This is a genomic window from Arthrobacter sp. ISL-69, assembly GCF_018613775.1.
Lineage (GTDB): Bacteria > Actinomycetota > Actinomycetes > Actinomycetales > Micrococcaceae > Arthrobacter.
Genome location: NZ_JAGGPO010000004.1, coordinates 1 through 16,904, shown reverse-complemented (window position 1 = coordinate 16,904; position 16,904 = coordinate 1). Strand labels below are relative to the sequence as shown.

General features: G+C 64.9%; 17 protein-coding genes. 7 read left to right on the top strand and 10 right to left on the bottom strand.

What is annotated here, in order from left to right; translation table 11 throughout:
• Positions 1-17: 17 nt before the first annotated feature.
• The 4 genes from J7I79_RS00950 to J7I79_RS00935 all read right to left on the bottom strand — a co-directional run bounded on the left by J7I79_RS00950 (position 18) and on the right by J7I79_RS00935 (position 5,092).
• Entirely contained in the window at positions 18-1,457 is a 1,440-nt protein-coding gene (locus tag J7I79_RS00950; RefSeq protein ID WP_214949148.1) for a sugar porter family MFS transporter, read from the bottom strand.
• Between the two features lie 266 nt (positions 1,458-1,723).
• Positions 1,724-3,388 (bottom strand): MDR family MFS transporter, encoded by a 1,665-nt coding sequence (locus J7I79_RS00945; RefSeq protein WP_214949147.1) that lies wholly within the window; start codon positions 3,386-3,388, stop codon positions 1,724-1,726.
• Positions 3,389-3,493: 105 nt separating this feature from the next.
• Positions 3,494-4,012: a ribonuclease E activity regulator RraA gene (gene rraA, locus J7I79_RS00940; RefSeq protein WP_214949146.1), complete on the bottom strand. Its 519-nt coding sequence runs from the start codon at positions 4,010-4,012 to the stop codon at positions 3,494-3,496.
• A 75-nt stretch (positions 4,013-4,087) separates the two neighbouring features.
• Positions 4,088-5,092, bottom strand: a complete 1,005-nt coding sequence (locus tag J7I79_RS00935) for a thermonuclease family protein (protein ID WP_311380488.1) — start codon at positions 5,090-5,092, stop codon at positions 4,088-4,090.
• Positions 5,093-5,413: 321 nt separating this feature from the next.
• On the opposite strand from J7I79_RS00935, the gene J7I79_RS00930 reads away from it, so the two are divergent.
• From J7I79_RS00930 to J7I79_RS00905, 6 genes are all read left to right on the top strand, one after another.
• Positions 5,414-6,715, top strand: a complete 1,302-nt coding sequence (locus tag J7I79_RS00930; RefSeq protein ID WP_214949137.1) for an MFS transporter — start codon at positions 5,414-5,416, stop codon at positions 6,713-6,715.
• 149 nt (positions 6,716-6,864) lie between these two features.
• Positions 6,865-7,440: a TetR/AcrR family transcriptional regulator gene (locus J7I79_RS00925; RefSeq protein WP_214949135.1), complete on the top strand. Its 576-nt coding sequence runs from the start codon at positions 6,865-6,867 to the stop codon at positions 7,438-7,440.
• A 305-nt stretch (positions 7,441-7,745) separates the two neighbouring features.
• On the top strand, positions 7,746-8,960 hold the full coding sequence (locus J7I79_RS00920; RefSeq protein WP_214949133.1) for an NADP-dependent malic enzyme: 1,215 nt from the start codon (positions 7,746-7,748) through the stop codon (positions 8,958-8,960).
• A 144-nt stretch (positions 8,961-9,104) separates the two neighbouring features.
• Positions 9,105-9,605 carry a DUF456 domain-containing protein gene (locus tag J7I79_RS00915; RefSeq protein WP_214949131.1) on the top strand — a complete coding sequence of 167 codons (501 nt, stop codon included), beginning with the start codon at positions 9,105-9,107 and terminating at the stop codon, positions 9,603-9,605.
• Between the two features lie 42 nt (positions 9,606-9,647).
• Positions 9,648-10,613 carry a hypothetical protein gene (locus J7I79_RS00910; protein ID WP_214949129.1) on the top strand — a complete coding sequence of 322 codons (966 nt, stop codon included), beginning with the start codon at positions 9,648-9,650 and terminating at the stop codon, positions 10,611-10,613.
• A 59-nt stretch (positions 10,614-10,672) separates the two neighbouring features.
• Positions 10,673-11,032 carry a nuclear transport factor 2 family protein gene (locus J7I79_RS00905; protein WP_104175213.1) on the top strand — a complete coding sequence of 120 codons (360 nt, stop codon included), beginning with the start codon at positions 10,673-10,675 and terminating at the stop codon, positions 11,030-11,032.
• A gap of 16 nt (positions 11,033-11,048) precedes the next feature.
• On the opposite strand, the gene J7I79_RS00900 is transcribed toward J7I79_RS00905, so the two are convergent.
• Complete coding sequence (locus J7I79_RS00900) at positions 11,049-11,699, bottom strand: LysE family translocator (protein ID WP_214949128.1); 651 nt, start codon at positions 11,697-11,699, stop codon at positions 11,049-11,051.
• A 104-nt stretch (positions 11,700-11,803) separates the two neighbouring features.
• On the opposite strand from J7I79_RS00900, the gene J7I79_RS00895 reads away from it, so the two are divergent.
• Positions 11,804-12,259 carry an Lrp/AsnC family transcriptional regulator gene (locus tag J7I79_RS00895; protein ID WP_104175119.1) on the top strand — a complete coding sequence of 152 codons (456 nt, stop codon included), beginning with the start codon at positions 11,804-11,806 and terminating at the stop codon, positions 12,257-12,259.
• Here the strand turns inward: J7I79_RS00895 and J7I79_RS00890 are convergent.
• The 5 genes from J7I79_RS00890 to J7I79_RS00870 form a co-directional block, all read right to left on the bottom strand.
• Positions 12,256-13,155, bottom strand: coding sequence for a hypothetical protein (locus J7I79_RS00890; RefSeq protein ID WP_214949127.1), 900 nt, complete (start codon positions 13,153-13,155; stop codon positions 12,256-12,258). The two genes, J7I79_RS00895 and J7I79_RS00890, sit on opposite strands and share 4 nt — an antisense overlap.
• Before the next feature lie 216 nt (positions 13,156-13,371).
• Entirely contained in the window at positions 13,372-13,704 is a 333-nt protein-coding gene (locus J7I79_RS24695; protein WP_311380487.1) for a hypothetical protein, read from the bottom strand.
• Between the two features lie 122 nt (positions 13,705-13,826).
• The gene (locus tag J7I79_RS00880) at positions 13,827-14,387 is read right to left on the bottom strand and encodes a hypothetical protein (protein WP_214949126.1); all 561 of its coding nucleotides are present in this window, start codon (positions 14,385-14,387) and stop codon (positions 13,827-13,829) included.
• Between the two features lie 86 nt (positions 14,388-14,473).
• Complete coding sequence (locus tag J7I79_RS00875) at positions 14,474-15,964, bottom strand: WXG100 family type VII secretion target (protein ID WP_214949125.1); 1,491 nt, start codon at positions 15,962-15,964, stop codon at positions 14,474-14,476.
• Positions 15,965-16,048: 84 nt separating this feature from the next.
• The gene (locus J7I79_RS00870) at positions 16,049-16,516 is read right to left on the bottom strand and encodes an Lrp/AsnC family transcriptional regulator (RefSeq protein ID WP_396020139.1); all 468 of its coding nucleotides are present in this window, start codon (positions 16,514-16,516) and stop codon (positions 16,049-16,051) included.
• Positions 16,517-16,904 lie beyond the last annotated feature (388 nt).

Sequence of the window (16,904 nt, the reverse complement as noted above, 5' to 3'; positions counted from 1 at the left end):
ATTATTTCAGCAGTCTCCTAGACCTTGACGGTCCCCTTCGGCACGAACAGCGTCTCCGCCTGCTCCAGTGACATGCCGTTGGTTTCCGGCACCTTGAACATTACGAAGAAGAACGACGCCGCCGCGAACGCCGCGTACATGGCGTACGTCAGCGGCAGCGAGGCTGCCGCCATCACGGGGAAGCTCAGGGTGATGGCGAAGTTGGCGATCCACTGCGCGGCCGCGGCCAGGCCCAGGGCGCGGGCGCGGATCCGGGACGGGAAGATCTCGCCCAGCAGCACCCACACCAGCGGTCCCCAGGAGGCGCCGAAGCTGATCACGAAGACGTTGGCGGCCACCAGGGCAACGGGGCCCCAGGCGCCGGGCAGCGAGATTTCCTCACCGGATCCGTTGGCCGAAGCGAACGCCAGGGCCATGGCACCGAGCGATACAGCCATGCCGATGGAGCCTGCCAGCAGGATGGGGCGCCGGCCGATGCGGTCCACCAGCGCAATGGCCACGAGCGTGACCAGGATGTTGGTGATGGACGTGGCCACCGAAATGGTGAGCGAGTCCTTCTCCTGGAAGCCCACGGCCTTCCACAGGGTGGTGGAGTAGTAGAAGATCACGTTGATGCCCACGAACTGCTGCAGCACGGACAGCGTGATGCCGATCCACACCACGGCCTGAAGGCCAAAGACCTTGCCGCGGAGCGAGCCCTTCTGACCGGCGAGCTTGTCCTCCTCGATGGCGGACTGGATCTCGCGGATGTGGCGGTCGGTGTCCTCGGACGGGGCGATCGTTTCGAACACCTTGCGAGCCTCGTCCTCCTTGCCCTTGAAGACCAGGAAGCGCGGCGATTCGGGCAGGGTGTACGCGATCCAGCCGTAGACGACAGCGGGTACGGCGCCGGCGAGGAACATCCAGCGCCACGCTTCGATGCCGAGCCAGAGCGCCTGGTCCGCCCCGCCGGCGGTGGTGGCGAACAGGGCATCGGAGAGGAGGGCGGCAAAAATACCCGTGGTGATGGCGAGCTGCTGGAGCGACGCGAGCCGGCCGCGGACGTGCCGCGGCGAGATCTCGGAGATGTAGGCGGGGGCAATGACAGAGGCCAGGCCGATGCCGAGGCCGCCCACCAGGCGCCAGAAGATCAGGTCCCACACGCCGAACGCGAAGCCGGTGCCGATAGCGCTGACGAGGAACAGGACGGCGCCGAGCTTCATGGCCGGGATGCGGCCGTACTTGTCGGCCACCTTGCCCGCCAGGAAGGCGCCGGCGGCGCAGCCGAGGAGCGCGACGGCCACGGCGAAGCCGGTGACGGCCTCGCTCAGGGCGAACTCGTCCTTGATGGCGTCCACCGCCCCGTTGACAACGGAGGAATCAAAGCCGAAGAGGAACCCGCCCACCGCTCCCGCGATTGCGAGGCCGATCACCTTGCGGGGAACGCCTGGGCGGCCTTCGGTGCTGGATGTGGACATGGATCTCCCTCGGGATTCTTGCTGCGTTGGGTTTTTAGCTGTGCGGACATCGTTGACCACGGAACCGGCCCTGCTGGCCGGCGCACACGCGCTAAACAGTGTGCCACTTCACGCTGTGAGGTTCCACTTAGGGACGCAGGCCGACGACGGCGGGTATCCGCCAGCAGGAAACACAGCGGGAAAACACAGCCGGAGAACACGGCCGGAGATGACAACGGGAGGCAGCCTAAGAGACTGCCTCCCGTGACGTGGGCGGTTGTGCTGACTTAGTGCGCGGCCACCGCTTCTGATTGCGCTCCCTGAGCAGTAGCCTTCGGGTCCGTCAGCTTCTTGTTCGGCAGCGCGAAGCTGATCAGGAAGGCGACCCCGGTGAGCACGGCCGCAGTGAGCATTACGGCGTCGATCGACTGCGCGAAGCCCTCGGTGATGGGGCGGGTCAGCGTGCTGTTTGCCGTGTGCAGCCAGCTGGTGTCGTTGAGGGAGTCGTTGGTGGCGCCGTTCTGGAAGAACTCGTAGAGCTTGGCGTTGGCGGGGTCGGCGGCCACCGCGGGGTCCCTGAGGACCTTCAGGTAGTCGGCGTTCTGCATGGCATCCTTCATGCCCGTGGCGATGCGGTCCGCTGCCATGCTGAAGAGCAGTGAGATGAAGACCGCCGTGCCCACTGCGCCGCCCATTGACCGGAAGAACGCGGCCGAGGACGTGCCCACGCCCATGTCCTTGGGCGGAACGGAAACCTGCATGGCCAGCGTGAGCGGCTGCATGCAGAAGCCCAGGCCCAGGCCGAAGAACACGGCGATGACGCCCGGCACCCAGAGCCCGGTGTCCACGCCCAGCGAGAAGCCCATCACGGTGGCGGCGGCGGTTAGCACCGCCGTGCCGAGGATGGGGAAGATCCGGTAGGTGCCCGACGCCGAGATGGTCCGTCCGGCGGTAATGGAACCGGTGAGGATGCCCACTGTGAAGGTGATCATCATCAGGCCGGCTTCGGTGGGGGTGAGGCCCTTGACCAGCTGGAGGTACATCGGGAGCATCGCGATGGCGCCGAACATGCCGATGCCGATGATGAAGTTCAGCAGCGAGGACAGCCCGAAGGTGAGGTTCCGGAAGAGCCGGAGCGGGATCAGGGCGTAATCGCCGGCGCGCTTCTCGGCCAGCAGGAACGCGATGATGCCCACGACGCCCAGGCCGATGCACAGCAGGGACGCCGCCGAGGTCCAGCCCCAGCTGCGGCCTTGTTCAGCGACCAGGAGCAGCGGGACGATGGCCAGCGTGATGGCGGCCGCGCCCCAGTAGTCGATCTTCTGCTTCACGTGCTTGGCGGGCAGGTGCAGGTAGAGGAACACAACGGCCAGGGCAGCCAGGCCGATGGGCAGGTTGATGAAGAACACCCAGCGCCAGCCGTCGAACCCCAGGATGTTCGCGGAGCCGGCGAAGGCGCCGCCCACCACCGGGCCCAGCACGGAGGAGATCCCGAAGACCGACATGAAGTAGCCCTGGAACTTGGCCCGGTCCTTCAGTGCCACAATGTCGCCGATGATGGTCAGCGCGAGGGCCAGCAGGCCGCCGGCGCCCATGCCCTGGATGCCGCGCGCGATGGCCAGTTCGGTCATCGAGTGCACCGATCCTGCGTACAGGGATCCGGCCAGGAAGATCACGATGGCGGCCAGGTAAAGCGGGCGGCGTCCGAAGATGTCGCTGAGCTTGCCGTACAGCGGGGTGCTCACCGTGGAGGTGATGAGGTACGCCGTGGTGGCCCAGGCCTGCAGCGAGAGCCCGTCGAGGTCGTTGGCGATGGTGTAGATCGACGTGGACACGATGGTCTGGTCCAGCGACGAGAGGAACATGCCGAGCATGAGACCCACCATCACTGTGATGGTCTGACGCTTCGTCAGGACGTCCCCGGCTACGGGCCCGGCGGCGGTTTTGGACATGACTGCTCCATTACGAAGAAGGGGAATTAAGCTTGATAGTTGCTTTCAGTAACTATCTTACTTTGCGATTTGTTCCCGCCGGCCGTCCGAAATGAAGAATTTACGTCAGCGCTGCACCAGGATCCCGTCCGGATCGCACCAGATCATGGTGCCGGGCCGCACCGTCACGCCGTCAATCTCCAGTTCCACGTCCGTCTCGCCGGCGCCCTCCTTCGCGCTCTTGCGCGGATTGCTGCCCAGCGCCTTCACTCCGAGCGGCAGGTCGGCCAGCACCTCGCGGTCCCGGACGGCACCGTTGATCACGACGCCGGCCCAGCCGTTCGCCACGGCGCTCGCGGCGATCATGTCCCCCATAAGCGCTGTTCGCAGCGAACCGGCACCGTCCACCACCAGCACGGCGCCGTTGCCAGGAGTTCCGAGCGTGGACTTGACCAGCGCGTTGTCCTCAAGGCACCGGATGGTGCGGACCGGCCCGCTGAAATGGGACAGCCCGCCCAGGGACTGGAACTGGAGCGCGATGGAATCGAGTTCCTCGCCCCGCTCGTCGTAAAGATCTGCGGTGTTGATGCGGCGGCTCTCGTCGGCATCGAGGTTGTCGGGGGTGTCTGCGGGCGAAGCGGTCATTGGTCCTCCTCGGAATGGCTGGCGCCTGATAGCGCCTGGGACTTGGTGGCGTGGCACCCAAGTCCCAGGCCAATTTTACTTACACGGTGTCCAACTCTTGCCTCCTGGGGCGTAACAGCGCGGCCCTGTGTACCCGGGGTACGGGTTCTGAACTGGGGCCGGCGCGGCTGGCGGTACGTAGACCGGGGGAACGTACACGGGAGGAACATACGGCGCTGGAGCAGGCGGAAGATTACGGATCCTTTCCGCTTCGGCTGCAGCCGCAGCCGCTTCCTGAGCAGCGCGAGCTGCTTCTGCCGCGGCCGCCTCTGCGCGAGCTGCTTCTACCGCGGCCGCCTCTGCGCGAGCTGCTTCTGCCGCGGCCGCCTCTGCGCGAGCTGCTTCTGCCGCGGCCGCGTTCGCGATCTCCGTCTTCTTTGCACCTATCGCTGCCTCACGGGATGCACCTGCTGCGGCTGCCGCATCCAATCGGGTGATCATCGATGCCACCTGACCTGGCTCGTACGCTCTCCAGTGGACTTGTTTCTTGGCGGACGCCGCAGTCTTGAGTGCCGCTATTGCCGCTAGAGCTGTCACCAAACCAGCATGTGATCGATCGAGTTCCACGTCAGTGCCAGCCAGTGGCAATGCGGCCAGGGACTCTACGGCATCGGCTGCTTGCTCGACCTGCTGGGCAGGCAGGCAGGGAATGTCGGCCGAGCCGAGCCCGACGCCGCGGGTCATTGCCTCCTCGTATGCCTTGACTACATCAGGGTGAAATTTCTTGTTTGGCTCAAATAGGACAGGGATGCCGAACCCGAGGCGGGCGACCTCGGCATTGACGAGAAGTCCGGCAGAATTAAAGACACCAGCCAAGGTCCTCCCGTACTTGTCCAGGGGCTCGATGTCGAGTTCCAACCTGACCACTGCACCCGCGGGAAGTAGTTCTTCTAGAGCCTTGGTCGCTTCCGGGCCCATGCACTCCACGGGAGCGTTGGGATCCTTTGTTTCCGGCGTATCGACGTTGAGCAACCGGATGGTCTTCTCTTCGCCGTTAGTCCTGGCCGTAAAAGTGTCGCCGTCGATTACGCGGACAACCACGGCTTCGCTATCGCCAGATCCGCGTTGTTTTGCGACTGAATCTTTACTTGCGCCGCCAGTGCCTGGGTTGCAAGCGCTAAGCATCATGCCGGCCGCAATAACGAGACCCAAGATTTTGATGCAAGATGACGGGCTCGATGAATGTGATGGTGCCAAAGTGCATTCCCCCATTGGAATGAGTGATGTTGTCTCCGCAACGGAGCTATGCGGTGACAGTACTGCCGCCCATAAAGGAAACTGGCTCTACTTTCCCGCATTTTTTGCGAAGGAGTGCCACGATAGTCTGAAACCACACCGACCATCATTCATGGGGGAGCCGCAATGAGCCTGTCCGACCTGCCGGGGCACGTGCCAGACCCTTCCGCCGTTGCCGCGTCCTCCGGGGGTGGTTCGACGGCGGCGCTCGCCGAACCGGAGCGGAAGGTCACCGCACGCTGGGTCACCGGCCTGGTCCTTGTCAACGTCGGCATCAATGCCGCCTTCTTCGGGCCCATCAACATCTTCATTGGCCAGCAGGCCATCAGCATCGATGCGCCCAGCAAGGAAGCGATCTTTTCGCTCGTCACCGGCTGCGGTGCCGCGGTTTCACTGGTGGCCAATCCGCTCTTCGGCGCCCTGTCCGACCGTACGGTCTCCGGCTTCGGCCGGCGTGCCCCGTGGATCCTGGCCGGAGCCATCCTCGCGGCGGCGGCACTGCTGGCGATGTCCGGAGCCACGACCGTTGCCTTGATGCTGTTGTTCTGGTGCCTGGTCCAACTCGGTGCGAACGCCGCGTACGCCGCCATCACGGCAGCCGTTCCGGACCGCGTTCCGGTGCCTCAGCGCGCCACCGTTGGCGGGTTGGCCGCCATGGGCCAGACTGTTGGCATCCTTCTCGGCGCCGTCTTTGGTGCGGTGGTCTCCGGGAACTACATGGTGGGGTACTGGCTCTGTGGCGCGGCCCTCGTGCTGTCAGTTTTGCCGTACCTGTTCCACCGGAACGATCCTGTGTTGCCACTGTCCGCACGCCCGCCGTTCCAGCTGACGGCCTTCGCCCGGGGTTTCTGGATCAGCCCGGCACGGCACCCCGACTTTGCCTGGGCCTGGCTTACGCGCTTCCTGATGAACGTGGGCAACCAGCTGACCATCGTTTACCTGTTCTTCTTTCTCCGGGACAGCATCGGCCACGAGAACCCGGCCCTGGGTGTGCTGGTCCTTACCGGAATCTACGCGGTCCTGGTGATTATCACCGCGGTGCTGGCCGGACCGTGGAGCGACCGGGTAGGCAAGAGGAAGCCCTTCGTGATCGGGTCATCCGTAGCCATCGCCATGGCCGGACTCATCATGGCCTTCTTCCCTGTCTGGCCCGGTGCACTGGCCGGCGCTGCCGTGCTGGGGATCGGCTTCGGCGCTTACCTGGCGGTGGATTTTGCCCTGCTGACGCAAGTCCTGCCGCAGGCGGCGGACCGGGGTAAGGACATGGGGGTCATCAACGTGGCCGCTTCCCTGCCGCAGGTGTTTGCCCCGACGCTCGCCTTCCTGTCCATCCAGTACCTCGGCGGCTATGTCACGCTGTTTTCCGCCGCGGCCGTCATCGGGCTGCTGGGCGCCGTGTTCGTGGTGAAGATCAAGGGCGTGGACTGAAGAAGGTGGCCCGCAGCGGTCCGGGCAGACATCGTTTTGACTAATGGGCGCCTGGACCGGTGCCGTATAGTGGACTCGAATTGCTGCGGCAGTGCTGTGATGGGGATCCGCCTGACCGCTATACGAAACCCACTCCCGGAACGCTGCTGATGCTTGAACTCAATTCAGATCTTCCACCCATGGCTGCGCCGCCGACCCTGCCCAGACAACAGATCCGCTATGCCCGGATCCTGGATGCCGCCGCCGGATTCGCCCGTAAAGGGCTGGATTCCGTGAGCCTTTCCGAGGTGTCCGCCAAGGCCAATGTGCCGTTGGGAACCCTGTACCGGTATTTTCCTTCCGCCACCCACCTGATGCTGGGGCTGTTCCGGAAACAGTTGGGCGATCTCCAGGTCGGAAGCTGGCCGGAGACCGGCGGCAGCCGCGTCCATACTCTGGCAGGCGTGGTGATGGAGATTTTCCACATGCGGCTGATGCAGCCGGCGGTGGAGCAGTGCCTGAGCCAGTGCGTTTACGCGAAGGGGAAGGACACCACCGTCCTCCTGCGGGAGATCGACGTCCTTGCGGAGCAGGCCGTCACGGTGGCAAGCGGTGACGCCGCCAAGTCCCGGGTGCTGCTGCTGACCGTCTCCGGCCTGGTGCAGGCAGTCCGCTGCCGCCGGCTGTCGCTCTTCGAAGCCGAAGAAGACCTGAAGAAAGCGTGCTCGCTCCTCACCCGGTGCTAGCAGGCACGTAACCGGTCTAGACCATTGGGCGTGCTTTTGGGGTCGTTCTTAGTGATCTGGATCACTTGAAATGCAGAAAAAACGATTTATCACGAGCGGTGGTCGGCCCAGTGTCCGTTCGGCCGCCGCCCGCCTGTTTACCATTGAAGAACCGGAGTGGCTAGCAGCCCGTACCCTTGCAGGAGCTTCACCGCGGCCCCACCATCCCTTGGGCCGCAGAATTTCCAGCCAGCCCATCTTGAGCCTCCTATGTGCTTGAGCTTCATTGTGCCGTGCGCCCACGGCTAGCCCCAGGAGACAACGACGTGTCCATTGAAATCATCACTCCCGCTGACAGCTCCGCCGCTTCCTCCGAGGAGTCCACTGTGCTGACGGACCAGGAGATCTTCGAAGCCCACCAGGGCGGCAAGCTGTCCATATCCAGCACGGTCCCGCTCGCCAGCAAGCGCGATCTTTCCATTGCCTACACTCCGGGTGTTGCCCAGGTCAGCCGCGCCATCCACGCCGACCCCGAACTCGCCAAGACCCTCACCTGGGCCCAGCGCCTGGTTGTTGTGGTCAGCGACGGCACCGCCGTGCTGGGCCTCGGCAACATCGGCCCCAGCGCATCCCTGCCCGTCATGGAGGGCAAATCCGCCCTGTTCAAGTCCTTCGGCGACCTTGACTCCATCCCGCTGGTCCTCAACACCACCGACGTGGACGAAATCATTGAGACCCTGGTCCGCCTGCGCCCCAGCTTCGGCGCCGTGAACCTGGAGGACATCTCCGCGCCGCGCTGCTTCGAGCTCGAAGAAAAGCTCATCGAGGCCCTGGACTGCCCGGTCATGCACGATGACCAGCACGGCACCGCCGTCGTGGTCCTGGCCGCGCTGACCGGCGCCGCCAAGGTGACCGGCCGCGAACTCGAAGGACTCCGTGTGGTGGTCTCCGGTGCGGGTGCCGCGGGCATCGCCGTCGCCGAAATCCTGCTCACCGCAGGCATCCAGGACGTTGTCCTGCTCGACTCGCGCGGCGTCATCAACAAGGACCGTGCGGACATCGCCGCCGACGCCACCAGCAAGAAGGCGCAGATGGCGCAGCGCAGCAACCCCCGCGGCATCACCGGCGGACCCGGCGAGGCCCTGCTCGGTGCCGATGTGTTCATCGGCGTCTCGTCCTCCCAGCTGGCCGAGGAGCACCTGAAGCTCATGAACCACAGCTCCATCGTGTTCGCACTGTCCAACCCGGACCCCGAAGTCCTGCCGGAGGTTGCCTCCCGCTACGCCGCCGTGGTGGCCACGGGACGCAGCGATTTCCCCAACCAGATCAACAACGTGCTCGCCTTCCCGGGAATCTTCCGCGGCGCGCTGGACGCCGGTGCCCGCCGGATCACCCCCGCCATGAAGCTTGCCGCCGCCCGCGCCATTGCTGAGCTGGCCGAACCGGAGCTGTCCGCCGACTACATCGTGCCCAGCCCGCTGGATCCCCGCGTGGCGCCGGCTGTTTCCGCAGCCGTGGCCGCAGCGGTCGAAGCGGAGTAACTGCGGAATACTCCGCCAGGAAGTTCGACGGCGGCGCCTCCCGTGCTGGGGAGGCGCCGCCGTTGTTGTCTTAAGCGTCGCGGCCGATAAGCGTCGCTGCCTTTGAAGGCATGATGTCCTGGGTGGAACCCTAGACTGAGGGGCATGAACCCCGAGATCCTCGTGACCGTCCTCTGCGGCCTGGCCATCCTGGTGGGCGTGGCCGGCACCGTTATCCCCGTGCTGCCCGGCAGCATCCTCATTGGCCTCAGTCTGCTGGCCTGGGCAATCTGGGGCGGCGCCGGGACGGCCGGCTGGGTGGTGTTCGGCGTGGGCCTGGCGTTTGTGCTGGCGGGAATGGCTGCCAGCGCCGTGCTCACGGGACGCAAGCTCAGGGAACACCGGATCCCCAGCCGCAGCGTGGTGGTGGGGCTGGTCTTTGGCGTGGTGGGCATGTTCCTCATCCCCGTGGTGGGACTCTTTGTGGGCTTCGCGGCCGGTTTGCTGCTCAGCGAATCGCACCGCACGCGTGATTTCAGGACCGCCGTGACCACCAGCTGGGCGGCCCTCAAGGCCACCGGGCTGGGCATGCTGGTGGAGTTCGGCCTGGCCTGCCTTGCCGCGAGCACCTGGGTGATCGGCGTCTGGGTGGCCGCGGTCAGCTAACGCTCCCAGCGGCTGCCAAGCGGGCACCACTAGCATGGAAGGATGAGCGCCGGACAGACCTCAGGACCGATCTATCGCGACAACCGTGACCTCACCCCGTTCGGCAGCGCGCAGGTCCGCACATCGGTGCGTGACATCGCCGACGGCGTGGGCGGGATCCTGCACAGTGCCCTGGGCGGCCGCGGCAGTGCGCTCCTCTGCGTGGATGGCCCCCTCCCGAGGCTCAAACGGCTTCCCGGGAAGACCGCCAGGGCCGTGTACGACGCGATCTTCCACAACACCGATCCCAACCGACTGATCGCTACAGGCCGTGACTACCCCGGGTGGGCCGGGCTTTGCTACGTGATGGCCGGGCTGCTCGCCTACAAGCAGGGCGGCTACCTGCGTGCCGCGGAGCTGCTCCAGCGGGGCCTCACCACCAGGAACGACGACGACGCCAACCAGTTCGCGTCCAGCTACCTGATGCGTGTGGTCACCAGGGTCGAAGTTGCCGAGCGCATCGACGTTCCGGTGCTGTTCAGCGAGGAAGCCGTGTTCCTGGCGCTTTCGCACTCGTTGCGGGAAACCGGCCACCTTGAGGCGGCGCTTCAAACCGTGGCCTCGCTGCCGCCGTCGCTGCCGGCCGCCCTTGCGCGGTGCTCTCTGGCGCACGCGATCGGCCGGGACAAGGAAGTGGTGGTCTGGACGGAAGGGCTGCTGAATGCGGATGACCTCTCCGCCGCGCTGCTGCTGATCCGGGCGCGTTCGCTCCGCAGGCTCGGGGCCCACACTTCCGCGCAGCAGGCGCTGAAGGAGGTACTGCGGCGCCGGAAGACGGACCTGGCCCTCCGGAATGACGCCCTGACCGACCGCGCCCTGCTGGTGCTGGACAACGGCCGCAAATCCCTCAACCCGCGCGACTGGCTGCGGGGCCGGCCGGCTGAACTCGAAACTTTCGAAGTCATCCGCAAGGACGTTGAAGAGCGCAGGCTCTGGGAACAGGAATGGAAGCAGCTGGACCGGGAATGACCCTGCCGGACCGGGAACAGGCTCTTGTGGGCGGTGGCGGGCCGCGGTACAACGGACCAATGAGCGATGCAATCAGGCAGTGGATGGAAAAGTACATCACGGCGTGGACCACCAATAAGCCGGACGACATCCGGGCGCTCTTCACAGAGGACGCGGTCTATGCCACCCGGCCCTACGACCCGGACGCGTGGCGCGGGCACGGACAGATCGTGGAGCACTGGCTGACCGAGGCGGATGAACCCGAGGAGTGGACCTTCGAGTGGGAGCCACTCGGCGCGGACGGCGACCTGCACTTTGTCCAGGGGCGCACCACGTATCTGGGGGACCGCCCCAGCTACGAGAACCTCTGGGTGGTCCGGCTCGCACCGGACGGCCGGGCCGCGGCCTTCACTGAATGGTTCATGGAACGCAGGCCTTGACCGCCGCCGGCAGGCGCTACTGCCAGGCGAGCCCGGCCACCACAGGAATCAGCTGCTCGGACAGCAGCACGGTCCCCAGTGCCATCATGATGATCCCGCTGGCAAGCGTCACCCTCCGGGCAGCCCCGGGACGCGAGTGCAGCAGCTTCCGGGAGAGCAACGCCACGCAGGTGTACACGAGGCCTGCCAGCAGGACGAACGTCAGGCCGAGTAGCCCGGACTGCACCGGAACCGGCAGCGCCGCTTCCGGGCTGACGAACTGCGGAACCAGCGCCACGAAGAACAGCAGCCCCTTGGGGTTGATCCCGCTTGTGCCCACGCCCTGGAGGAAGGTCCGGAACTGGGTGGACTCGGCCGGCGAAGTCACCTCGGCTGTGAAGGTGGCGTCGCGCCATGACCGGATGGTGCCGAAGCCCAGCCACAGCAGGTAAGCCGAGCCCGCGACGGTCAGCCAGCCGAGGACGCCCGGCAAGCCGGCGAGCAGGGCGGCCAGCCCGGCCACCATCAGTACCGTGTGCAGGACGTAACCACTGCAGAGGCCGGCTACTGCGGGGACGAAGCTTCGCTGTTTCAGGCCCGCCGCAATGGAGTAGGCCCAGTCCACGCCCGGTGTGCAGGCCAGGGCGCCCGCAACCACCAGGAATGCGAGGAATAACTGGGAATTCAAGGCGGCCTCCTAGGGTGTTCTGATAGGAGAAACTCTAGGGAAAATACCGCCACAAGTGTTCCCTGTTTTACTCAGGAAATGCGGCCCACGGGTAAGATAATTGCGTGATTGACCATATTGACAGGAACATTTTGCGCCACCTTAAAGAGGATGGCCGGATGACGGCCACCGCACTGGCCGCAAAGGTGGGATTGACGGTCGCTCCGTGCCATCGGAGGCTGCGCGACCTGGAGTCATCCGGGGTGATTCGGGGCTACCGTGCGGACATCGACCCGTCCGCCGTCGGGCTCGGATTCGAGGCGATCGTTTTCGTGACGCTGCGGCAGGTGGACAGGCCCACCATGGAGATCTTCGAGAGCCGGGTGGCGGACAATCCCAACATCGTGGAGGCGCAGCGGCTGTTCGGCTCGCCGGATTACCTCCTGAAGGTGATCGCGGAGGACCTGCCGGCGTACCAGCGCTTCTACGACGCCGAGCTCACCTCGCTGCCTGGCGTGGAGCGGCTGACGTCGACGCTGGTGATGAAAAACCTGAAATCGAACGCCGGACCGCCGGTCTAGGCGCGCTGGTGCCTTCTCTGCCGGGGCTTCCGCTTCGTCGGCCGCCCTGGCGGCCTGGTGCGGTCCCGGCCCAGGTCCGGCAGGACTGCCGCGCCCTGAGTGCGGGGGAGCTGTAGCGGGAGCCAGGCCGCGAGGACGCAGGCTCCGAGGACTGCCGGGAATCCCAGCCCGAACCACACACCGATGGCGAGGGCCGCCGCACTGGCTATGCCGGTGAGCCAGTGGCCAAGGACAATGCGGTGGAAGTCCGGTAGCCACCCTGTCTCCGCCCCGACTGCGTAGAACCACGCCACGGAGGCTGCCAGCAGTCCATAAGCGGCAATTTCCCACGAGCCGCCGTCGGTCAGTGTATAGGTCGAGATGGAGCAAAAGCCGGCGGTGAATAGCACGCCCGCCGGAACGCCCTTCCAGCCGCCCACGATCGCCGCTCCTGCCACGGCCGCAATGAGGATGGCCAGGATGAGTAGTGCAGCGAAGGCGCCGAGTACCCAGTTGCCGGCTACGTGCCAGCCGCCCGGCATAAAATCCGCAAAGGGGGCCAACCCTGCCAGCGTGGCCGCAAGCGCCAGGAGGAGTAGCGGGCCCGAAACAGCCAGCCGGAGAATGAGGTTCCTGCCGGTCGGGCGGACCCATTCGCCGTCGGCATCTATCCACGAACCGCCCGCGGCATGACTGACCAGCCACAGCGCGAACGGAACAAGAAGGCCGGGGGCCAGGATGTAGAGAATGGCCCCGGCCCAGGGGTTCTCCGGGGCGAAGCCGAGTGCCGGAATGGTGAGCAGGCACGCTGCCCCGGCCAGCACCGCCACCCCGGCGATGATGCTGGCGGCCGTCCGCACACCGCGGCGCGCGGATTCCGCCCGCCCGGTTGAAATTGTCGGTGTTCCGCGGTTCATTTGTTTACCGGGCCTAATGGTCCGAATCGCGTTCTGACTAGGCTGCCGGGCTGACATGGACGATGATCACCTGGGTGTCCTTGGCGCCGTCGTACCGGAGATCGTAGTTGACTTCCAGTCCGACGGCCGTGCCCGAGGTGATGGAGAAATTGCTCGTCTTCGCGGGGTTCTTCTCCGTCGATGAAATCCATCGTTCAGCGGAGTCGCTGCTGATTCCTAGCGCTGGACGCCGTCGCGAATGAGGCTGAAATACTCGTCAGCCGAATCAGCGGTGAGGAAATAGGTCACTTCGCTGAAGTCGGAGCGCTTGACCGTCGTGTTGAAGCGGATGCGGTCGGTTTCGCCGGTGATTTCGCCGTTGGGTGCGGCAATCGTTAATGCGATCTTGCCGGAACCGCGGGTATTGATTTCCGGACCGTAGCTGGCCTCTGGAACCCGAACAGCCGCCTTCTTCAGGGACCCCGAACGCATGTCCAGCCGCGCGGTTTTGGTGTCGCGAATCTGATCCGCTCCGGCGGCGTCGAGAGTGGAGAACTCCGAGTTGCTCAAGGTGCTCGTTTGAGCGGTTGGTTCGGTGGTGTTGCCGCTGATCTGGCAGCCCGCCAGGGCGAGGCTTGCGGCGAGGGCAAGGAGGACGACGGCGGCCTGGCGCCGGGTCGCCGCCGCCAGGTTCAGAACCTGCCCGTTTCAGCTATTTGTGCCTGGGCCTCAGGGGTGTAGTACTCCTCGGACAGGAAAACCGTGTAGATGAAAGTCATCCGCCCGGTGGTGTGGTTGGACATAATCGACAGCGCGAAAACGGTGCCGGTGGCATTGCCGTAGCCGGGGTTCCATGTTTCCTTGCCGGATCCGTCCTTGAACTCCGGGCCAATGGTGGTGGCATTCTTCAGCGGGAGGATCCCAAGTTCGTTGGCGGCCCGTTCGATCTCAGGATTGGCATCCTGGGCGTCCGGGTAGTTGACGAAGATGTCGACGCTGTCTACTTTGTTCTCGACCCCTCCGCCCCGAACGCGGATGGTGTCTGTCTCCATCTCGACCACGCCGTTGGGCGTTGTCATGGCGACCTTCATCCGCCGGTCTGTATCGGTCGCAACCATGGCTCCATCGGAATCCTCGTCCAGGCCTAGAGCCGCCATGTCCAGTGGCAGCGACGTGAAGTCGAAGCTGACCTTCCGGCTTGCTTTCATCGCCTCGATACCGTTCTTGGTGAATTGGGAGTTTCCGCTGGCCACGATGGGCTCCTTTTCTTGGGAGGGTATAAATGCACAGCCAGACAACAGGAGCGCGCTGCACAAAAGCGGAACTATTGACCGGGACCTCACAACGCACCCACTAGGGCTCGAACAGGGACTGGCACCTTCCGGTACTCCTCGACTCGTTCGGGCATGGGTTTCACCATCTCACCGTACGGGTCTTTTTGCGCATGCAGCCAGTTCTCGTAAGCATTCAGGGTGTCCTGATCAATGAGAGCCCATCGGTCGTCCCGGTTTGAGATGTTGCCGAGGTGGATGTCGATGCCGGTGGGCGGAAACCGGTTCATGTCGATGTAGGGCTCCACCGCCGGGAACTGCTCATAGTAGGACTTTGCTCCAACGATGCTGGGATCACCCACCCATGTCATGGCCGCGGTGAAGGCTTCTCCGCTCGTACGGCCCCGAATGTTGTCGTAGTCGTCCGCGATGACGTGGTTCTGTTCCTGGTCTGCCATGCTGTACGACGCCTTATGAAGGGCCGCCTGCTGGGTGGAGGTCAGCTGGTGGTAGCCTTCGGGCTCCGAGTAGCGCGGGACGGAATCCAAGCTGGTCCAGGCCATCTTCATGCGGGGGGATAGCACGCTAGCGTCGTTCATCCTCTCGATCTCTTCCATGCCGCCCTGCTGATAGGCGAAGTGCTGCGAGCCGATGTCCGAGAAGATCTCCTTCTGCATGGCGAGGAACGTTTCCTCGTAGAAGGCGAGGTCTGACTCGCCCAGAGAAGCCAGGAGCGTGATCCAGCTTCGTTGCGCGGGATCCGTGCCATCCAGCAGATCTGATAAGTCCGTTCCGGAAGCGGCTGCCTTCCGGAGGACAGCGAGGTCCTCAAAGCCGGCGATGAAGGTAGGCCCCACCTGGTTGGCCATGCCGATCCACTCCATTCGGGGATCGTTCTTGTACAGCTCAGCGTAATAGGCGTACACCTTGTAGATGTCGGCGCGGTTGTAGTCAACGCCCTTGGACGGATCCCAGTGGTTGGGATCGATCCCGGCCTCACGCATAGCGGAATCGGCCCAGTACTGCTGCAGGAACTGGCCGTAGCCGTTCTTGTTCCCTTGGGCGTCCAACGGGGCCATGGCACCCGAGTCCACGAGGCCGTCCAGAACGCCCTTTGCGGCATCGGCGTTGGCTTGGCTCTGCCGGACCCACTGCTGGAATTCCTCGGACTTCAGGTAGGCATCGCGTTCCTCAGCGGTCATGCCGGTGAGCTTGTCCGTCACCTCCTGGGTGGCGTTGGCCGGGGAGCTGCCGTCGCTCCCAGGCCCTCCGGCGCCCCCGCCGGTTGAACCGGTACTGGCGCGGTCCTGCTGGTCAGCATTCTGCAGCAGGGCTTTAGATGCGCTTTGGATGCCGGCGGCCGCCGCCCTGAGTACCTTCGCGTGGGAGGCGTTCCAGTCGCTGCGGAAGCGTTCGCCGTCGTGGCCCTTCCATGGGCTGGTGGCGATGGAGCTGCCCAACTGCTGTCCCAGCTGGTCCAGCCGGTTGGCGCCGTTCGCCAGATCCTGTGCCAGCCGGCGTAGCTGTGCGATGTCCGCACCGTAGAAGTTCCCCGCCACTTTTCCCCCTGTTTGAAGTCGACGGTCAGCCTAACGGCTTTGGCGGGAGGCAGCGATGGGGAGAGGTCCCCGCCTGGTGCGGCGTCAGGCGCCCAGCAGTCCTGTGGTCCGGTAGGGAATGACCTCGCGCAGGAACATGCTGGTGGACGTCCGGACAATGCCGGGGCAGAGCCGGATTTCCTCGGACACCCGGTAGAGGTCGTCCGGGCTCTTGGCCACAACGCGGATCAGGAGGTCGGTGTCGCCGGCAGGGGCGTGGCATTCGAGGACTTCAGGGATCTCACGCAGCGCGGCGATGGCCTCGTTCAGGTGGCTCTGGTCCAGTTCCGCGCTCACCGAGGCGGCCACACCCCGGCCGAGCGCCGAGGGCAGGACCCTGCTGCTGTTGGGGCGGAGGGCGCCCGACGCCGCCATCCGCTCCAGGCGCGACTGCACGGTACCCCGCGCCAGGCCCAGCTTCTGTGCGAGCACCATGATGGGTACGCGGGGGTCGTCGTCCAGCGCGGCAAGGATCCGCCGGTCGGTGGGATCGAGTTCCTGCAATCTGATCACTTCCTGCCTGTTGCGCGCTTTGCGATTGATCAGATTGATCAGCGAAGCACTTGCTCGTTGCGCCTACTGTAGGGCTTCTGTTGAAATAGTGGCAACAAGGGACGCAGGCTACCGCCGGATCCCGCAGGCTACAGGAGCCCCGGCACACCACCCGGTCCCTGGAACAGGTTTCCCGCAAGGAAGCCGCCGCTGATTGACACTTGTTCACGCATCGTCATTCCGCAAGCAGTGCAAGGGTTCCGGAGCTACGCTCCCGGACCCGGCACGGCAAGAGCCCCTGAGCCACCGACGCCGGATCACCCGGAGTGTTCGGTAGCTGAGGGGCTCTTGTGTTTGCTCCTGCGTTTGTACCGCACGTCGCCGGTGAGCCTAGGTGTATTAACCACGG

Bases quoted from the DNA above. Each gene is read 5' to 3' on its own strand.
- J7I79_RS00915 (WP_214949131.1), top strand. From the start codon at position 9,105: ATGAACCCCGAGATCCTCGTGACCGTCCTCTGCGGCCTGGCCATCCTG.
- J7I79_RS00925 (WP_214949135.1), top strand. From the start codon at position 6,865: ATGCTTGAACTCAATTCAGATCTTCCACCCATGGCTGCGCCGCCGACC.
- J7I79_RS00945 (WP_214949147.1), bottom strand. From the start codon at position 3,388: ATGTCCAAAACCGCCGCCGGGCCCGTAGCCGGGGACGTCCTGACGAAG.
- J7I79_RS00910 (WP_214949129.1), top strand. From the start codon at position 9,648: ATGAGCGCCGGACAGACCTCAGGACCGATCTATCGCGACAACCGTGAC.
- J7I79_RS00905 (WP_104175213.1), top strand. From the start codon at position 10,673: ATGAGCGATGCAATCAGGCAGTGGATGGAAAAGTACATCACGGCGTGG.
- J7I79_RS00950 (WP_214949148.1), bottom strand. From the start codon at position 1,457: ATGTCCACATCCAGCACCGAAGGCCGCCCAGGCGTTCCCCGCAAGGTG.
- rraA (WP_214949146.1), bottom strand. From the start codon at position 4,012: ATGACCGCTTCGCCCGCAGACACCCCCGACAACCTCGATGCCGACGAG.
- J7I79_RS00930 (WP_214949137.1), top strand. From the start codon at position 5,414: ATGAGCCTGTCCGACCTGCCGGGGCACGTGCCAGACCCTTCCGCCGTT.
- J7I79_RS00890 (WP_214949127.1), bottom strand. From the start codon at position 13,155: ATGAACCGCGGAACACCGACAATTTCAACCGGGCGGGCGGAATCCGCG.